Raw genomic sequence first — 16,616 nt, 5'->3', positions numbered from 1 at the left:
AGCGTCGGGCGCATGTACCCGAGGCTGGCCGAAGACCTGGACGCGCTGCCCGATCTGCTCGACGCCGCGAGCAAGCTCGCCGCCGGTGCGCTGGCCGGGGTGGGGGAGCGGGCGGCCGCCGTGCCGCCGGTGGCCGCCGCGCCCGCGCCGCTGCCGGTGGGTGGGGTGGGGGCGCGGGGTGCGTTCGAGGAGTTCTCGCGGCGGTGGGAACCCGGGTTCGCGGCCAGCGCCGGGCCGCGGTACCTCGGGTTCGTCACCGGTGGGGCGACGCCCGCGGCGCTCGCCGGGGACTGGCTCACCTCGGCACACGACCAGAACCCCGCCAGCGGGATAGACTCCTCGGCGCAGGACCTCGAACGCGAGACCGTCGGCTGGCTGGCCGAGCTCTTCGGGCTGGGGCCGGAGTTCTCCGGGGCGTTCGTCACCGGGGCCACCATGTCGACGGTCACCGGGCTCGCCATCGCCCGTGAGTGGCTCGGCGAGCGGGCGGGGGTCACCGTTTCGGAGGACGGCGCCGCCGCGCTCGGGCCGGTGACCGTGCTGTCCGGGGCGCCGCACTCGAGTGTGCTCAAGGCGTTGTCGGTCCTCGGGATGGGACGCTCGGCGTTGCGGAAGGTGCCCGTGCTGCCCGGGCGGGAAGCCGTCGACGTCGGGAAGCTCGCCGACGCGCTAGAGACGCTCGACGGGCCGGCCGTCGTCGTCGCCAACGCGGGGACCGTCAACACCGTCGACTTCGACGAACTGCGCGCGATCGCCGCGCTCAAGGGGCGGTACGACTTCTGGCTGCACGTCGATGCCGCGTTCGGCGGGTTCGCCGCGCTGGCGCCGGACCACGCGGCGCTGACCGCGGGCCTCGAGCAGGCCGACTCGGTCGTCGTCGACCTGCACAAGTGGCTCAACGTGCCCTACGACTCGGCCGTCCAGTTCACCCGCCGACGCGACCTGCAGCTGCGGGTGTTCGCCAACAACGCCGCCTACCTCGGCGAAATCGGCGAGACGCCGGACTTCCTGCACCTGACACCGGAGAACTCGCGGCGGCTGCGCGCGCTCCCGGCGTGGTTCTCGCTCACCGCCTACGGCCGCGACGGGCACCGCGAGATCGTCGAGCGCTGCGTCTCGCTGGCGCGCGACCTCGGCGCGCGGATCGACGGTTCGCCGCGCTGGCAGCTGCTCGCGCCGGTGCGGCTCAACGTCGTCTGCTTCGCCCCGGCAGGGGACGGCACCCAAGACCGCGTCGACGCCCTCGTCCGCGCCATCGCCGAGGACGGGACCACCTTCCTCACCCCGACCGTCCACGACGGCCACCCGGCACTGCGCGCCGCGTTCAGCAACTGGCGGACCACACCGGCCGACGTCGAGCGGGTCTTCGCCGCGCTGGAGCGCGTGGCCGCCGGCTAGCTGCGGTCCGACTTCGGCATCAGGTACTTCCACGGCGACGCGCCGGTGCCCAGTTCGCACGGCACGTGCACCAGCGCCGGCCGTCCCGAGGCGAACGCCTTGTCCAGCGCGCCGCGCAGGTCGTCCGGGGTGCGCGCGGTCAGGCCGAGCGCGCCGAAGGTCTCGGCGAGCCGGGCGAAGTCCGGGTTGCGCAGCCGGCCGCCCAGGGCGCGGCCCTCGAACAGGCGCTCCTGGTCGAGGTGGACGTTGCCGTAGTAGCCGTTGTCGAACACCACCGCGACCACGTTGAGTCCATATTGGACGGCGGTGGCGAGTTCCTGAGCCGCGAACATGAAGCCGCCGTCGCCGGCCACCGAGACCACCGGGCGGCCGGGGAACGCCGCCTGCACGCCCAGCGCCGTCGGGTAGCCGAACCCGAGCGTGCCCTGGTGGCCGCAGGTGATGAAGGTGCGGGGCGCGTAGACCTCGAACCCGAAGTAGGACGCGAAGCCGGCCTGGCAGATCTCCTCGACGAAGAAGCCGTCGCGGGGGAGGACGTCGCGGATCGCCCGCAGGTACTCCAGTTCCGGCCCGACGTCGGTGAAGCGCTCCGCCGCGGCGGCCTTCAGCGCGGTGAACTCCGCCGTCCGGTCTGTCCGTTGTGGACCGGCGGTCGCGGTGAGGGCGGCCGTGGCGTCGGCCGCGTCGGCGACGATCGCGACGTCCGCTTCGAGCCGGGTCGCCTGCCTCGGGTCGATGTCGAGCAGGATCGTCTTCAGGCCCGCGGGCTTGTCCGGCCAGCGGAACCAGGACAGCTCCATCCTCGACCCGATGCCGACCACGACGTCCGTCTCGGCCCACCGTTCGAAGCCGGCGGCGCAGGTGAAGCCGAGCGGGTGGTCGTCGCCCACGATCCCGCGCCCGCCGCGGAACGCGACCACCGGTGCCTGCAGCCGCTCGGCCAGCGCCCGGACTTCGGGGGCCGCGTGCCGGGCGCCACTGCCCACCATGATCATCGGGTGCTTCGCCCCGGCCAGCAGCTTGGCGGCCTGCTCCACGGCGACCGGGTCGACCGCCGGGCGGGGGAGCGGCAGCGGGCCGGCAGCCTCCGCCGGGGCGCGCATGCCCAGCACGTCCCACGGCACCGCCAGCGAAACCGGCCGCGGCCGCCCGCCCGCCGCTTCCCGGAACGCGGTCGCCAGCGCGTCCGGGATCCCGGACGGGTGCTCGACCAGCGCCGACCACTTCGTCAGCGTGCGCAGGGTCGCCAGCTGGTCGGGCATCTCGTGCAGGTGCCCGAGCCCGCGGCCGAGGTACGCGCGCGGGATCTCGCTCGTCAGGCACAGCACCGGCGCACTCGCCCCGTGCGCCGAGAGCAGCGCGGCCGACGCGTTGAGGACACCCGGGCCCGGCACCACGGTGCAGACACCCGTCCGGCCGGCCGCCTGGGCGTACCCGAAGGCCATGTAGGCCACGGTCTGCTCGTGCCGGGCACCGATCACCCGGATCTCGCCGCGCGTGCGGGCGAGGCTGTCGAACAGGTCGTAGGTCTGCACGCCGGGCAGCCCGAAGACGGTGTCCACGCCGTGGGCCCGCAGCCCGTCGACGATCAGGTCGGCCGCGGTCGGGGCCGGGGACGCAGGGGAGACCATATATTGTTTCCTACATGATCAGCGCGTCCTCGGGAAGACCGGTCACGAAGTCCCAGCTGGCCTACGAGGCGATCAAAGCCAGGATCCTGGACGGGAGCTACGGCCCGGGCTACCGGCTGGTGCTCGACCAGATCGGCCGGGAACTCGACGTCAGCGCGGTCCCCGTCCGCGAGGCCCTGCGCCGCCTCGAGGCCGAGGAGCTGATCCAGTTCGAGCGGAACGTCGGCGCCCGCGTGACCGCCATCGACCCCGTCGCCTACCAGCACGCGATGCAGACGGTCGCGATCGTCGAGGGCGCCGCCACCGGCCTCGCCGCACCGCTGCTCACCCCGGACGCGCTGGCGCGGGCCCGCGCGCTCAACGACCGGATGCGCCGCAGCCTGGCCGAGTTCGACCCGCTGGCGTTCACCGCGCTGAACGCCGAGTTCCACGAGGTGCTGTTCGGCGCCTGCCCCAACCCCAACCTGGTCGACCTGGTGCGGCGCTGCTGGACCCGGCTCGCCGCCGTCCGCGACAGCACGTTCGCCTCCGTGCCGGGACGGGCGCCGGAGTCCGTCGAGGAGCACGACCGGCTGCTCGCGCTGATCGAGAGCGGGGCCGGGCCGGACGAGGTCGAGCGGTTCGCGCGCGACCACCGGCTGGCGACGCTCGAGGCCTACCTCGCCCGGACCCGGTGATGGCTTCGCGGGATTTCTCCGCGCCGGACGGGACCGGGCTCGTCGTCCACCTTTCCGGCTCCGGTGCCGAGCCGCCGGTGGTGTGCCTGCCCGGCGGGCCGATGCGGGCCGGCGCCTACCTCGGGGACCTCGGCGGGCTGACCGCATACCGGCGTATCGCGGTGCTGGACCTGCGGGGCACCGGTGACTCCGCGGAGCCGGTGGACCCGGGTACCTACCGGTGCGACCGCCAGGTCGAGGACGTCGAGGCACTGCGCAAGCACCTCGGCCTCGACCGGTTCGACCTGCTCGGGCACTCGGCCGGGGCGAGCCTGGCCGTGCGGTACGCCGAGCGGTACCCGGAGCGCCTGCGCCGGCTCGCGCTGATCACGCCGAGCCCGCGGGCCGTCGGCCTCGAGCTGCCGGTCGCCGAACGGCGGCGGATCATGGCACGGCGGGCCGGCGCGCCGTGGTTCGAGGCCGCGGCCGCCGCCTACGAGTCCATCGCCGCCCGGACGGCGACCCGCGCCGACTGGGCCAGCTTCGCCCCGATGTACTACGGCCGCTGGGACGACGCGGCCCAGCGGCACCAGGCCACCGAAGCCGGGCAGCGCAACGGTTCGGCCGCGCGGCTCTACAACGCGCCCGGCGCCTTCGAGCCGCCGCTGACCCGGGCCGCGCTCGGCGAGGTCTCCGCCGAGGTGCTGGTGCTGGCCGGCGAACTGGACTGGATCGTCAGCCCGGCTGTCGCCGCCGATTTCGCCGCGTTGTTTCCGCGTGGCCGGGTCGTGGTGGTGCCCGGTGCCGGGCACTACCCGTGGCTGGACGACGCGGCCGCGTTCGGCTCAGCCGTGGGCGGTTTCCTGGCCTGACGCCGGGTTGCGGCGCGGCTTGATGCGGACCGCGGGCAGTGCCGGTGCGGGCAGCCGCTCGCCCGGGTAGCCCGTGACGCTGCCGAACTGGTCGGACCCGGCCTCCCACGCCTCGCGGAAGGCCGCGATCTCTTCGTGGGTGCGGCCGACGAAGTTCCACCACATGAGGATTTCTTCCTCGAACGGCGTGCCGCCGAGCAGGAGGAACCGGGCGGGGGCGGTGCCGCGGTTGCTCAGGGTCAAGGTGTGCACGCCGGTGCCCACGTACCCCAGCTCGGCCGCGCGGACGCGGGTGCCGGCCACGTCGACGTCGCCGGTGTCGACGAGGACGCCGTGCTCGAAGCGGGGGTCGACGCCGAGGGACATGTGGGCGTCCGGGCCCAGGACGAGCTCCGCGCCGAGCAGCGGGGTGAACGTCGGGATCGGGGACGTGCGCCCGGCCAGCGAACCGAGGAACACCCGGATCTCGGCGCCTTCGATCCGGTTCACCGAGGGCACGTAGTGGTCGAAGGCGCGGGCGGTGTGGCGGTGGCGCTCGGGCAGCGCCACCCAGAGCTGGACGCCGTGGAGGGTTTTCGTGGCCTCTGTCGAGACTTCCGAGTGGCAGATGCCGTGGCCGCTCGTCATCAGGTTGAGCTCGCCGGGGCGGACCATCGCGTGCGTGCCGAGGCTGTCGCGGTGCTCGATTTCGCCTTCGAAGAGCCAGCTCACCGTCTGGAGGCCGGTGTGCGGGTGCGGGGCGACGTCCATCTTGCTGACTTCGTCGGGGCCGTAGTGGTCGGCGAAGCACCAGGCTCCGATGAGGGAGCGGGAGCGCTGGGGGAGGGTGCGCCGGACGCGGATGGCGCGGGGGCCGCCGAGGGGGACTTCGCGCGGGGTGAGGATCTCGACGGCGGGGCGGTCGGGATCGGTGGCCGTCGGCCGGTCGGCGCAGGCGAGCTCGGCCGGGGTGGCCTCGGTGTTGCTCATGGCCGCCACGGTAGTCGCGATGGGGGGTGGTGGGGCCTGGGGACCGGGGCGCTGGTCGGCCGGGTGGGTGGCGGGCCGGCTTCGGGGCTGAGGCCGGGGCGTGGTGGCCGGGCCCGGGTGAGCGCCGGCCGCCGGGTGGCTGGGCGAGGCCGGGGCGTGGTGGTTGGGCCCGCCGGAGCCAGCCGCGTCGGGGTGGAGGCGCCGCTCGGGGATTGCTTTCTGGAGTTGTCAAACATCGGCCCGTTCGCGCTCAGGCGGCCGGGCGGTGCTGCTCGGTAAGGACGGCTTGGCCCGCCGTCGTCAGGATTGCCGGGACCAGCTCGCCGGGGCGACCGGGGCGGGAGGGGCGGAGCAGGCCTTGGTGGGCCAGTGCGTGGGCGGAAAACTGGTCGCCGCACGAGAGGCCGTCGATGAACAGGTCCGGTTCGCTGCTGCAGGACACCAGGGCCCGTCCTGCGGCTATCGCTCTGAGCATCGCCCGCATCCGGTGGTTGAGCTCGGGGCGTGCTTCCGGTGATCCGGTGGTCTCGTTCCCGTTCATCTCGGTCCCTCCCGCTCGTGGTTCGGCCTCGTCCTGCCTGTGCGTCGAACCGGTGGAACGGATTTCGACAGCACACCCGGGTTCGGTCCGGCCTGAGCGCCCCTTCATCGTCACTGCCGCTGATCCAGTTCGGGTCGAAACTCCGTCAACGGGCGTTCGGACGCCGGGCGGGAACGGATGGGGTCAGAACGGCGGCCCCTCCGCGCCCACCCGTTCCGGGGTCCAGGTGCTGCTCCCTTCGGTGCCGGTCGGGCGGCTGAGCTTGGTGATCTTGGCCGTGGCGTAGCGCAGGGCCGGGCCGAGCTCGTCGACGTCCAGCTCGGTCACCGTCCGCTTCTCGCCTTCCGGGGTGTCGTACGACCGCTGTCTCAGGCGGCCGTGGGCGATCACGCGGGATCCGCGCAGGAGCGACTCGGCCGCGTTTTCCGCGTACTGGCGCCACACGCTGCAGCGCAGGAACATCGGGTCGCCGTCGCGCCATTCGCCGGACTCGCGGTCGAGCTGACGTGGGGTGGACGCGATCGTGAAGTTCGCGACCGCCGCGCCGGCCGGGGTGAACCGCAGTTCCGGGTCCGCCGTCAGGTTGCCGATCACCGTGACCATCGTTTCGCCCGCCATCGGGTTCTCCTTCCGCTCCGGGTGCGGGGTGCACCGCTCTCGCCGACGAGGAGAGCACGGGGGACCGACAATTCCGGGCCGGGCGACGAGATGCCGTAACCCGGCCGGGCTGGTTTCCTGCCGCCATGCCGACGGCGTTTCAGAAGGAGCTGGTCACCCTCTCGCACCGGCTGGCGGACCTGTGCGCGCTCGTTGCGATCGCGCTCGAGGAGGCCACGCGCTCGGTGCTCGAAAGTGACCACACGCTGGGCGGACGTGCCCGCGAAGAGGTCGCCGCGGTGGCCGCGCTCGGGGCTGCGTGCGAGGACCAAGCGGGGGCGCTGCTGGCCCTGCACGCGCCGCGGGAGGAGGAGGTGAAGGCGGTGCTCGCCGCCGTCCGCGTCGCCGGGGATCTCACTCGGATGGGTGGACTTGCGCGGGAGGTCGCGGACGCGCGGGGAGTCGTGCCGGCGCCGGTCCGGCCCGCGGTGGCCCGGTTGGGGGCGCAGGCCGTGGCGGCCGCTCGCGCGGTGGGGGAGGCGCTCCGGGGTGGGGATGGTGGCGGGCTCGGTGACGTCGTCGCGTCGGCTGCGGCGGGCGAGCGGGAGTTGCGGGAGTGGGCCGGTGGTCCGGAGTGGTCGTACGGGGGCCGGGCGGCGGTGGATGTGGTGCTGCTCGGGGCGGTTCACGCGCGGTTCGCGGCGATGGCGGCCCGGGTTGCGCGGCGGGCTGCCGGGTTTGCGCCGGTTGGGGCTTAAGCGTGGGCGCCGGGATGGCTTGGTGGGCCCGGTTGGGAATCAGACGGCTGCGGAGCTGGGCGCCGGCTCGCCCGATCGAGTCGGATGCGCTGACCCGGGTGCGGGAAGTGCGCTCGGGTCAGCGCCCGCGGGGTTTACTGGCCCTGCTGGGGGAACTGGCCCGGCTGACCCGGCTGCGGGAAGCCCTGCGGCTGGGACGGGTGCGGCGGCTGGAAGCCCTGCTGCGCCGGGAAACCCTGGGGCTGGGACGGGTGCGGGGACTGGAAGCCCTGCTGCCCGCCGTCCGGCGCCGGGAAGCCCTGCGAGGGGTGCTGCGGCTGGGAAGGGTGCGGCGGGTAGCCCGGCGCGGCCTGCGCCTGCGCCTGACCCTGCTCCTCCTGCGCCTGAAGGCGGACCGCGTCCTCCTTCGGGATGCGGTTCTCGATGCCGCAGAAGGTGCACTGCGCGGTGTACTTGACGCCGATCGGGAAGAGCGGGATGAAGAACAGCGTGAACTTCGTGACCGCCTTGCGGACCGCGTGGGAGGCGGGGTTGCCGCAGCGGCCGCAGAGGAACGTCGTCATCGCCAGCACGTAGATCCGTGTTCGCCAGCCCCAGATCAGCATCGGTCTTCTCTCTTTCACTCCGTGTTCGCCGCAGCCTCGCACACCGGTGTCGCGTGGCGTGGCGGTTTTCGGGAACTGGTCCGGACCAGGACCGGGCAAAGTGGACATCGGGGCCGAACGGTGACGGCGGGGGCGCGGGGCTAGATTGGGCTCATGCCGAGCGACCGCGTCCTGAAAACGATGAACGCCGTGCACCGCGGCCTGATCAAGATCACCGGCGGCCGCGTGGGCTGGCAGGCCGGCATGCCGGTGCTGGAGCTGACCACCGTCGGCCGCAAGAGCGGGCAGCCGCGGTCGGTGCTGCTGACCTCGCCGCACCAGGACGGGGACACGTTCGTCGTCGTCGCGTCGCGCGGTGGGGACGACACGCACCCGGCGTGGTTCCTCAACCTGCGCGACCATCCCGAGGTCGAGGTGTCGGTCAAGGGCGCGCCGAAGCGGCCGATGCACGCCCGCGTCGCCGACGCCGACGAGCGCGCCAAGCTGTGGCCGAAGATCGCCGGGCAGTTCAAGAACTACGCGCAGTACCAGACGAAGACCGAGCGCGAGATCCCGCTCGTCTTCCTCGAACCGCGTTAGTCCCGCGCCTGCAGGTACGCCGGGTCCGGGCCGGGGATCGGCTGGTCCGGGACCCCGGCCAGCAATTGGCTCATCGCGTGGAAGTACGGCGGGGCGGCGACCGTGCCGCCGAACGCGCCGTGGCCGCAGTCGCCCAGGTGCACCGGGGTGCCCGGGCAGATCTCGCGCGGGTGCGAGCCGTCGGCGAAGACCATGGACGACACCGCGTAGCCGTCGACGCCGCCGACGAACGCGACCGATTCGCTCTGCTGCGTCGTGCCCGTCTTGCCGATGTCGGGACGGGTCCAGCCGGCCGCGTGGGCGGCCTGGGCCGACGTGCCGTCCGTCGTGTCCCGGCTCAGTCCCGCTTCGAGCGTGTTCGCGACACCGGTCGGGATGACCTGCTCGCACGCCTGCTGCGGCACGGGCACGGCGTTGCCGTTCCGGTCGGTCACCGACAGGATCGGGTCCGGTGGGCACCAGACGCCGCCACTCATCAGGGTCGCTGACACGTTCGCCATCTCCAGCGGACTCACCGGGCTGTTGCCCAAGGTGAACGACAGCAGGTTCTGGAAGTACTTCGACTGCGGCTCGCTGTACTGCGGATTGCTCGACGAGGGGTCCGGCGCCGCACCGGCGTCGTTGGTCGCGAGGGTGTTCCGCAGCCCCAGCTTGTACGCCATGTCGAGCACGGACGGCATCCCGACCTGGCTCTCCAGCCCGACGAACGCGACGTTCGGCGACGTCGCCAGCCCGTCGGCGAGGCTGATCGGATCGGCGTAGTGGCCGTCGTTGTGGACGGTGTAGCACGACGAATGCGCGTCCGGCACGGGGAAGCACTGGCTGTCCGGGTTCGGCAGCGGCGTGTCCAGGCCCGCCTTGCCGGTGACGAGCGCCGCGGCCGAGGTGAAGATCTTGAACGACGAACCGGCGCCGAACTCGTTGCTCGCGTCGGCCACGATGTCGGTCGACGTCTCGCCGCGCGCCGGATCCGTGCCGTAGTTCCGGTTGGCGACCATGGCGAGCACCTGGTGCCCGGCCGCACCCGGCTGCACGACAGCGAAGGTGTTCGCCACGCCGTCCTGGGTGGTCGGCACGTTCGCGTCGACGGCGTCCTTCGTCACCTGCGAGACGCGCGGGTCCAAGGTGGTCTTGACCGTGTACCCGCCGGTGGCCAGCCGGTCCGCGGTGAACCCCGCGTGCGCCAGGTAGCTTTCGGCGTAGGCGCAGAAGAACCCCGCGTCCGGCGCCGCGCCCATGCAGGTGCCGGACGGCGTCACGGGCCCGTCCGGCAGCAGCCCGAGCGGGGCCGCTTTCGCCGTCGCCGCGTAGGACGCCGGGATGGAGCCGTTGGTGACCATGTCGTCGATGACGAGGTTGCGGCGCTGGAGCGCCTTGTCCGCGTGCGTGTACGGGTTGTAGAGGCTGGGGTTGTTCACCATTCCGGCGAGTAGCGCGGCCTGCGGCACGGTCAGTTTGTCCGCGGTCGTCCCGAAGTACGCTTTCGCCGCCGCACCCACCCCGTACACGGTTCCGCTGAATTCGACCACGTTGAGGTAATCGGCCAGAATGTCGTCCTTGCTCGTCGTGGCGTTGAGCTGGACGGCCATTTTCGCCTCCCGCAGCTTGCGGGCGAGCGAATCCTCGCGGTCGGCCTGCTGGGCCACCGGATCGGTCCGGTCGACGACGTTGATCAGGTAGTTCTTGACGTACTGCTGGGAGATCGTCGACGCGCCCTGCAGCGCGCCGCCGGTGCTGTCGTTGACCGCCGCGCGCAGCATTCCTTGCAGGTCGACGCCGCCTTCGGTGTAGAAGCGGCGGTCCTCGACCCCGATGATCGCGGCCTTCATGGTCGTCGCGATCCCGGCCGAGGTGACCGGGAGGCGGTACTGGGCGTAGAGCGTCGCGATCGGCGTGCCGTCGCGATCGGTCACGGTCGTGGTGAGCGGGGGATCGGCCGCCGCGAGCTGGGCGGAAATGGCGTCCACCGAATCGCTCACCTGATTCGAGAGCAGGCCGGCGCCGATGGCGGCGGGCGCCACCGTGCCCGCCACCAGGATTCCGGCGAGAACGCACAATCCGACCAAAGAGAACACGCCAGGGCGACCATTCACGGAATCGAGATTAGCCATCCGGGAATGAAGCTTCCGTTCGGTGAGAGATGGGCCTCACCGGGCCAACCTGCCGAGCAGTGCCGAAGCGACCGAAATCGCCACCGCCGTCGCCCCGGCCAGCACGCCGAAGTCGAGGCCGAGGTGCGCCGGCGTGCCGATCAGCAGGCCGCGCAGCGCGTCGACCTGGTAGCTCAGCGGGTTGACGTGGCTGAGCACCTTCAGCCACGGCGGCATCAGGTCCACCGGGTACAGCGCGTTGGAGCCGAAGAACAGCGGCATCGTGATCGCCTGCCCGATCCCCATCAGCCGTTCGCGGGACAGCACGATCCCGGCGATCACGATGGACAGGCAGCAGAAGAACGCCGACCCGAGCACGAGGACGACGGCCATCGCGAGCAGCTTCAGCGGGTTCGCGGTCAGCCCGACGCCCAGGATCGCGGCCAGTACCAGGACCATCAGCGCCTGGACGAGCGCGCGGACCCCGGCCGCGAACGCCTTCCCGGCGACCAGCGCGGCGCGCGGGGTCGGGGTCACCAGGAGCTTGGCGAGCACGCCCGCGTCCCGCTCCCAGATTATCTGGATGCCGTAGAAGATCGCGATGAACAGCGCCGACTGCGCGAGGATGCCCGGCGCGAGGTAGTCCAGGTACGGCGTCGAGCCGGTCGGGATCGCCTTCAGCCGCGTGAACGTCTCCCCGAAGATGAGCAGCCACAGCGCGGGCTGGATCGCGCGGGTGAGCAGCTCGGTCTGGTCTCGGCGCAGCTTCTGCAGCTCCACCAGGCACATCGCGCCGACGCGGGCGGCCAGCACGCGCAGCCGGCCGAGCGGGCCCGGGTCAGCCGAGACGGCGGGCGGTGCGGCGAGTGGCACGGACACTGCGGATCCCTCCTTCGTCGCTGTCGAGGCGGTTGCCGGTCGCCGCGCGGAACACGTCGTCCAAAGTGGACTCCGGACCGAGGCTCGCCTCCAGCTCGGCGGGCGTGCCCAGCGCGCGGATCCGGCCGGCGTGCATCAGCGCCACGCGGTCGCAGTACTGCTCGGCTTCGTCCATGTAGTGGGTCGTGACGAGCACGGTCATGCCGGTCGCTTCGCGGATCTCGGCGATCCGGTCCCACACCGACGAGCGGGCGACCGGGTCGAGGCCGATCGTCGGCTCGTCGAGGATCAGCAGCCGTGGCGAGCTGACCAGGGCCTGGGCCAGCTCGAGCCGGCGGATCATGCCGCCGGAGTACGTCTTGGCCGTGCGGTCGGCGTCGTCCTGCAGCCCGACCAGCTCCAACGCGCTCCGCGCCTGGTGCGCGCGCCGCGCTCGGGGGACGTCGAAGAGGCGGGCGAACAGAGCGACGTTCTCGCGGCCGGTGAGCGCGCCGTCGGCGGACAGCTGCTGCGGGACGTAGCCGATCAGCCGCCGGACGGCCATCCGGCGGCGGGCGACGTCGACGCCGAAGACCGTGATCCGGTCCGGCGCCGACGGCAGCAGGGTGGTGATCATCCGGAGGGTGGTGGTCTTGCCCGCGCCGTTCGGGCCGAGCAGGCCGAACACCTCGCCCGCGCGGATCTCCAGGTCGACGCCGTCCACCGCGCGGGTCGGGCCGAACGAATGGCGCACACCGGTGCAGCGCACCGCGGGTTCGGTCATGGTTGCTCCTTCAGGACGCCCATGAGTTTTTCCAAGGCCGGCAAAGCGTTTTCGATGGCATCTCGGTCCTCTTCGGACAGTGCGGCGAGTGCTTCGGCGACGAGGCCGGTCCGGGCGCGCCGCCACGACGCCATCCGGTCGCGCGCGGCGCCGGTGATCTCCAGCCGGGCCGCGCGCCGGTCGGCGGGGTCGGGCTCGCGGCGCAGCAGCCCGGCGTCGGCGAGCTGGTTGACCAGCGTGCTGACCGAGTTGTTCGCCAGGTGCAGCGCGCGCGCGGCCGCGGCGACGCCGATGCCGGGGTGGTCGGCCACCACGCGCAGGACCTCGACCTGGGCGCCGGGCAGCGGGGAGCCGGGTACTTCGGCGCGCACCCGGCGGCGCACCACGCGGCGGATCCCCTGGACGGCGCCCAGCAGGCGGTCGGCGAGTTCGGTCATGCCGCCAAAGTAGCTCTGACTCAGATCTATTAGCAACGCTAAATGTCTGGTTGGGGTGGATGCTCCCGGGTCGGCGGAAAAACGTCGTCCCTTCGGTCGCGTGAGGTGAAAGGGGTACCGCTGATCGGCTGAACCTGACCCGGAGTGACCGTTCGGCGGCGAAGTGCTGCCGTTCGCCGCGTGACCGCGTGGTTCCGGACCGGAACCACGCGGAGGGGGCGCATGCTGTCCTTTCCGACCCCGGTGTCCCCGCGCCTGACGTCCACTGTGGACATTGCCAGTGCGCCCGGTCCGGCGTCTTCTCGACCGGAGATAGGACACATCGTCGTGACCCTGCTGGACAGCAAGCTCGTCCGCTGCTGGACTTCCCGCCCGCACCTGCAGTCCCTCTACACCCTCGCCGCCGCGGCGCCGCGGATGCGTGCCGCGCTCGGGCTCGCGCCCACCGGTGGTGGCACGGTCGGCTTCAAAGTGGACGGGGACGCGCTGGCCCGCACCGAAGCGGAGCTGCTCGCCGCGACGTCGGCCCGGCTGCCGGTGCACCCGCTGGTGACCCAGGACCTGAACGGCCGGTCGACGGTCCGGTGCTGGCGCCGCAACCGCGACCTGCGCGTGCTGACCGCGGACCTGGTCGACGTCGCGGATCGGCTGTCCCGCGCTGGATACGGCGGCTGCCTGCGGTTCGCGACCGTCGAGTTCGGCGAGCAGACCGGCCGCCTCGACCGGAAGCTCGCGCTCGTGTACCTGTTCGACCGCGGCACTTTCCACACCGCGCCGGTGCCGGGCACCCGGCCCCTCGACCGCGCGCTGGAGCTGCGTGCGCGGGCCGCGTTGCACGGCGCGCTGCCGCTGGAACCCGATGCCCAGCGCCGGTTCGTGCTCTGACGGGTGACGCTGAAAATCCGCTGATTGGCGCGGCCCCGGCCTTCTGCGAGGATGCTGCTCTCTGCCGACCAGAAGGAGATGGCCGTGGCTTCTCGTCTCAACCCGTACCTGAGCTTCCGCGATGACGCGCGGCAGGCGATGGAGTTCTACAAGAGCGTCTTCGGCGGCACCCTGACGGTGAACACGTTCGGGGAATTCGGTTCACCCGAGGGGGCGGACTCGGACAAGATCATGCACTCCCAGCTGGAGACCGACAACGGCTTCACGCTGATGGCGTCCGACACCCCCGCCGGGATGGAGTACAACCCGGGCACGAACATCACGGTCAGCCTCAGCGGCGACGACGCCGACGACCTGCGCGGCTACTGGGACCAGCTGAGCGACGGCGCGACCGTGACGGTTCCGTTCGAAAAGCAGATGTGGGGCGACGAATTCGGCGCGCTCGTCGACAAGTTCGGCATTCCCTGGATGGTCAACATCGTCCAGGGGGCGTAGCGGACCGTTGCAGCGGGCGCCCTCGTCGGTGACGATGAGGTGACGGCGCTTGCGAAGCGCCGGGCCGAAGGAGGCCCGATGGCCGGTTCCCCGTGGATGTGCCCGCAGTGCGGTGCGGTCAACGACCCCGCCGCCGGGCGGTGCGGCACGTGCGCGGGCCGGGCCCGCGCGCGGGCGCTGTGGGTGCTGCTGACCCTGATGCTCGTCGCCGGCGTCGCGGTGGGCGGGGTCCTGCTGTTCACCGGGCGTCCGGACCCCGAACCGGCCGCGTCCGGGCCGTTCCCGGCGTACACGACGCCCGCGCTGCCCACGACCAAGACCGTGGTCACGACCGCCGGCTCGCTCACGCCGCCGGTCACGCCGTCCACACCCACCACCTCGGCCACGCCGGCGGGGAAGCCGTGCCCCGGTGACGCCGCGCGGTACCTGCCCGGCGGCGAGGGGACGGCGCTGCTCGTCGGGCAGACGGTGAAGTCGCAGGTCACGATCTGCCGGACGCCCGACGGCAAGATCTTCTACGACGGCCAGGCCCGCGGGCAGACGGCGTCGGACGACACCCACATCGTCCTGCCCGCCGAGGCCTCCGGCGACGGCTTCGTCGCGGTCAACGGCGCCTACCGCTACGAGGTGGGTGGCGGCCGGTTGGTGGTGTCGGCCGGGTCCGAGGTGCTGTCCGACGAGCCGCTGACCCCGGTCGGCTGAGCGCCGATCGCCTCGATCGCGGCCATCGATTCCGCGTCGAACCCCAGGTCGAGACGCATCTTGGCGCGCAGCAGGCGGTACCCGCGCTGGCCCGCCGTCCAGAGCGCGCGATCGTCCTCGCCGGAGTTCACGCTGTCCATCAGCCGGGAAGCCAGCCGCATCCGCGGCAGCACCGCCTCGCTGACGAGCTCCCGGATCGGTTCCGGCGCGTGCAGGGCGACCGCGCCGAGCGCGTGCTGGGTTTCGCTCCGGACCTCGCGCAGCTCGGTGACCTGGTGCTCGTCGACGGGTTTGCCCAGCTCACGGGACCGGAGCGACCGGTACAGGACCATGTCGAACGCTTCGAGGACGCCGAGGAGCTCGGCGTAGGCACCGGCGCGGGCCTCGTGGGTGCGGGCTTCGCGCTCGCGTTGCCACCGGCGTTCTTCGCGGGCGGCTTCCTCGGTCATCCGCTTGGTCTCGCGGCGGCCCGAGAGCACCTGGGTGGCGATCACCCCGGCGAGGCCGAGCAGCGCGACGACGATCGGTATCCACACCGGGACCTGGGAACCCACGAGCGCACCCTACCGGCGGCGCTCAGGATGTGGGACCGGTGCCGTCGAGCGCGCCGGTCCAGGGATCCTGGCGGCATGGCTTCTCCGCTCGACAACCCGGCTTGGGCGTCGCTGACCGGTCCGCACGCCCACTTCGCGGAACGGCGTGGCCGCGTGCTGCGCTACCCCGAGGACGTCGCTCCCTTCCTCGCGCTGCCCGACGATCCCGGCGAGCAGGACTGGCGGGACGTCGCCGAGCTCGCCGGACCGGGGGAGACCGTCGTGGTCGCCGCGACCGCCGAGCGGCCGCCGTCCGGCTGGGAGGTGATCGGCCTGACCTCGGGTGTCCAGCTCGTGGACGAGGGGGTCGCGGCCGCGCCGGAGCCGGAGGCTGTGCGGCTGGGGCTCGCCGACGTGCCGGAGATGCTCGACCTCGTCGAGCGGACGAAGCCGGGGCCGTTCCGGAAGCGGACCGTCGAACTCGGCACGTACCTCGGGATCCGGCGGGGCGGCGCGCTGGTCGCGATGGCCGGGGAGCGGCTGCACCCGCCCGGCTACACCGAGATCAGCGCGGTCTGCACGGATCCGGCGCACCGCGGGGAGGGCCTGGCGACGCGGCTCGTGCTCGCCGTCGCGGCGGGGATCCGCGAACGCGGCGAGACGCCGATGATGCACGCCGCCGCGAGCAACACCTCCGCGATCCGGTTGTACCTTTCGCTCGGGTTCGCCCTGCGGAAGCGGCCGGACTTCGTCGCGGTCCGCGTGCCCGGTTAGCAGCCGGACCGCGCTCGCCGGATGTCGAATCCGGCCGGTCCCCTTCGACGCACAGGTAGCGAAAGGGGACCACGATGACCACCACGACCTGCCCCACCACCCGGGTCCGCAGCCTGCCGGTCCTGCTCGCCACCGAAGACGACGCCGAGGACATGGGCCTGCTGGCGCCCGACGACCGCCTGACCTGCCACGTGCACGGCCGGTGGATCCACCAGTGCGTCGCTTCGCCGGCCCACGTCAGCCCGGTCACCCGGCACCGCTGGTGCCGCGGCTGCCGGACCGAACTGTGCGTCGCGGTGGACGAGCTGTCCCTGGCCGTCGTGATGTCCTGCCCGCACTGCGGGCACGGCGGCAGCGCCGCCACCACCCGGCTGACCGCCGCCTGCCGGGCCAGCCTGGCCGCCGAGCGTGACATCCGCCGCGCGGCCTGAAGCGCCCCAATGTGGCGTTCG

General features: G+C 72.6%; 20 protein-coding genes. 10 read left to right on the top strand and 10 right to left on the bottom strand.

The window, feature by feature from the left end; genetic code table 11:
- Positions 1-12: 12 nt before the first annotated feature.
- Complete coding sequence (locus tag SD460_RS33575; RefSeq protein ID WP_290054236.1) at positions 13-1,398, top strand: pyridoxal phosphate-dependent decarboxylase family protein; 1,386 nt, start codon at positions 13-15, stop codon at positions 1,396-1,398.
- Here SD460_RS33575 and SD460_RS33570 read toward each other — a convergent pair.
- The gene (locus SD460_RS33570) at positions 1,395-3,029 is read right to left on the bottom strand and encodes a thiamine pyrophosphate-dependent enzyme (protein ID WP_290054235.1); all 1,635 of its coding nucleotides are present in this window, start codon (positions 3,027-3,029) and stop codon (positions 1,395-1,397) included. The genes SD460_RS33575 and SD460_RS33570 overlap by 4 nt on opposite strands.
- Positions 3,030-3,043: 14 nt before the next feature.
- Between SD460_RS33570 and SD460_RS33565 the strand changes: the two genes are divergently transcribed.
- Both SD460_RS33565 and SD460_RS33560 read left to right on the top strand, forming a co-directional pair.
- On the top strand, positions 3,044-3,706 hold the full coding sequence (locus tag SD460_RS33565; RefSeq protein ID WP_318307248.1) for a GntR family transcriptional regulator: 663 nt from the start codon (positions 3,044-3,046) through the stop codon (positions 3,704-3,706).
- A complete protein-coding gene (locus SD460_RS33560; RefSeq protein ID WP_290054231.1) occupies positions 3,706-4,557 on the top strand; it encodes an alpha/beta fold hydrolase in 852 nt (283 codons plus the stop codon). The genes SD460_RS33565 and SD460_RS33560 overlap by 1 nt, the downstream gene beginning before the upstream one ends.
- Here the strand turns inward: SD460_RS33560 and SD460_RS33555 are convergent.
- From SD460_RS33555 to SD460_RS33545, 3 genes are all read right to left on the bottom strand, one after another.
- Positions 4,531-5,526 carry a pirin family protein gene (locus SD460_RS33555; RefSeq protein ID WP_290054229.1) on the bottom strand — a complete coding sequence of 332 codons (996 nt, stop codon included), beginning with the start codon at positions 5,524-5,526 and terminating at the stop codon, positions 4,531-4,533. The two genes, SD460_RS33560 and SD460_RS33555, sit on opposite strands and share 27 nt — an antisense overlap.
- A gap of 250 nt (positions 5,527-5,776) precedes the next feature.
- Positions 5,777-6,067: a hypothetical protein gene (locus SD460_RS33550; protein WP_290062382.1), complete on the bottom strand. Its 291-nt coding sequence runs from the start codon at positions 6,065-6,067 to the stop codon at positions 5,777-5,779.
- A gap of 183 nt (positions 6,068-6,250) precedes the next feature.
- Positions 6,251-6,685: a single-stranded DNA-binding protein gene (locus tag SD460_RS33545; RefSeq protein ID WP_290062383.1), complete on the bottom strand. Its 435-nt coding sequence runs from the start codon at positions 6,683-6,685 to the stop codon at positions 6,251-6,253.
- 125 nt (positions 6,686-6,810) lie between these two features.
- Here SD460_RS33545 and SD460_RS33540 point away from each other — a divergent pair, with 125 nt between their 5' ends.
- Positions 6,811-7,422: a PhoU domain-containing protein gene (locus SD460_RS33540; RefSeq protein ID WP_290062384.1), complete on the top strand. Its 612-nt coding sequence runs from the start codon at positions 6,811-6,813 to the stop codon at positions 7,420-7,422.
- A gap of 134 nt (positions 7,423-7,556) precedes the next feature.
- Here the strand turns inward: SD460_RS33540 and SD460_RS33535 are convergent, their stop codons facing one another.
- Positions 7,557-8,027: a zinc ribbon domain-containing protein gene (locus SD460_RS33535; RefSeq protein ID WP_290062385.1), complete on the bottom strand. Its 471-nt coding sequence runs from the start codon at positions 8,025-8,027 to the stop codon at positions 7,557-7,559.
- Positions 8,028-8,180: 153 nt separating this feature from the next.
- Here SD460_RS33535 and SD460_RS33530 point away from each other — a divergent pair, with 153 nt between their 5' ends.
- Positions 8,181-8,606: a nitroreductase/quinone reductase family protein gene (locus SD460_RS33530; protein WP_290062386.1), complete on the top strand. Its 426-nt coding sequence runs from the start codon at positions 8,181-8,183 to the stop codon at positions 8,604-8,606.
- On the opposite strand, the gene SD460_RS33525 is transcribed toward SD460_RS33530, so the two are convergent.
- Genes SD460_RS33525 through SD460_RS33510 form a run of 4 tightly spaced genes read right to left on the bottom strand, consistent with a single transcriptional unit; the run spans position 8,603 to position 12,775 of the window.
- The gene (locus tag SD460_RS33525) at positions 8,603-10,717 is read right to left on the bottom strand and encodes a transglycosylase domain-containing protein (protein ID WP_318307247.1); all 2,115 of its coding nucleotides are present in this window, start codon (positions 10,715-10,717) and stop codon (positions 8,603-8,605) included. The genes SD460_RS33530 and SD460_RS33525 overlap by 4 nt on opposite strands.
- 36 nt (positions 10,718-10,753) lie before the next feature.
- On the bottom strand, positions 10,754-11,575 hold the full coding sequence (locus SD460_RS33520; protein WP_290062390.1) for an ABC transporter permease: 822 nt from the start codon (positions 11,573-11,575) through the stop codon (positions 10,754-10,756).
- Positions 11,535-12,338: an ABC transporter ATP-binding protein gene (locus SD460_RS33515; RefSeq protein WP_290062392.1), complete on the bottom strand. Its 804-nt coding sequence runs from the start codon at positions 12,336-12,338 to the stop codon at positions 11,535-11,537. Before SD460_RS33515 ends, SD460_RS33520 begins: the two co-directional genes overlap by 41 nt.
- Positions 12,335-12,775, bottom strand: coding sequence for a MarR family winged helix-turn-helix transcriptional regulator (locus SD460_RS33510; protein WP_318307246.1), 441 nt, complete (start codon positions 12,773-12,775; stop codon positions 12,335-12,337). The genes SD460_RS33515 and SD460_RS33510 overlap by 4 nt, the downstream gene beginning before the upstream one ends.
- A 222-nt stretch (positions 12,776-12,997) precedes the next feature.
- Here SD460_RS33510 and pspAB point away from each other — a divergent pair, with 222 nt between their 5' ends.
- From pspAB to SD460_RS33495, 3 genes are all read left to right on the top strand, one after another.
- Positions 12,998-13,660, top strand: a complete 663-nt coding sequence (pspAB, locus tag SD460_RS33505) for a PspA-associated protein PspAB (protein WP_290062350.1) — start codon at positions 12,998-13,000, stop codon at positions 13,658-13,660.
- A gap of 84 nt (positions 13,661-13,744) precedes the next feature.
- A complete protein-coding gene (locus SD460_RS33500) occupies positions 13,745-14,155 on the top strand; it encodes a VOC family protein (RefSeq protein WP_290062352.1) in 411 nt (136 codons plus the stop codon).
- Positions 14,156-14,233: 78 nt separating this feature from the next.
- Complete coding sequence (locus SD460_RS33495; RefSeq protein WP_290062353.1) at positions 14,234-14,857, top strand: hypothetical protein; 624 nt, start codon at positions 14,234-14,236, stop codon at positions 14,855-14,857.
- On the opposite strand, the gene SD460_RS33490 is transcribed toward SD460_RS33495, so the two are convergent.
- A complete protein-coding gene (locus tag SD460_RS33490; protein WP_290062354.1) occupies positions 14,776-15,411 on the bottom strand; it encodes a hypothetical protein in 636 nt (211 codons plus the stop codon). The two genes, SD460_RS33495 and SD460_RS33490, sit on opposite strands and share 82 nt — an antisense overlap.
- A gap of 75 nt (positions 15,412-15,486) precedes the next feature.
- Between SD460_RS33490 and SD460_RS33485 the strand changes: the two genes are divergently transcribed.
- Both SD460_RS33485 and SD460_RS33480 read left to right on the top strand, forming a co-directional pair.
- The gene (locus tag SD460_RS33485) at positions 15,487-16,164 is read left to right on the top strand and encodes a GNAT family N-acetyltransferase (protein ID WP_290062355.1); all 678 of its coding nucleotides are present in this window, start codon (positions 15,487-15,489) and stop codon (positions 16,162-16,164) included.
- 74 nt (positions 16,165-16,238) lie between these two features.
- Positions 16,239-16,595, top strand: a complete 357-nt coding sequence (locus SD460_RS33480) for a hypothetical protein (RefSeq protein WP_290062356.1) — start codon at positions 16,239-16,241, stop codon at positions 16,593-16,595.
- Positions 16,596-16,616: the final 21 nt, after the last annotated feature.

Source organism: Amycolatopsis solani (assembly GCF_033441515.1).
Classification (GTDB): domain Bacteria; phylum Actinomycetota; class Actinomycetes; order Mycobacteriales; family Pseudonocardiaceae; genus Amycolatopsis; species Amycolatopsis solani.
The sequence above is the reverse complement of the archived record's forward strand: the minus strand, read 5'-3'. Positions and strand labels throughout refer to the sequence as shown.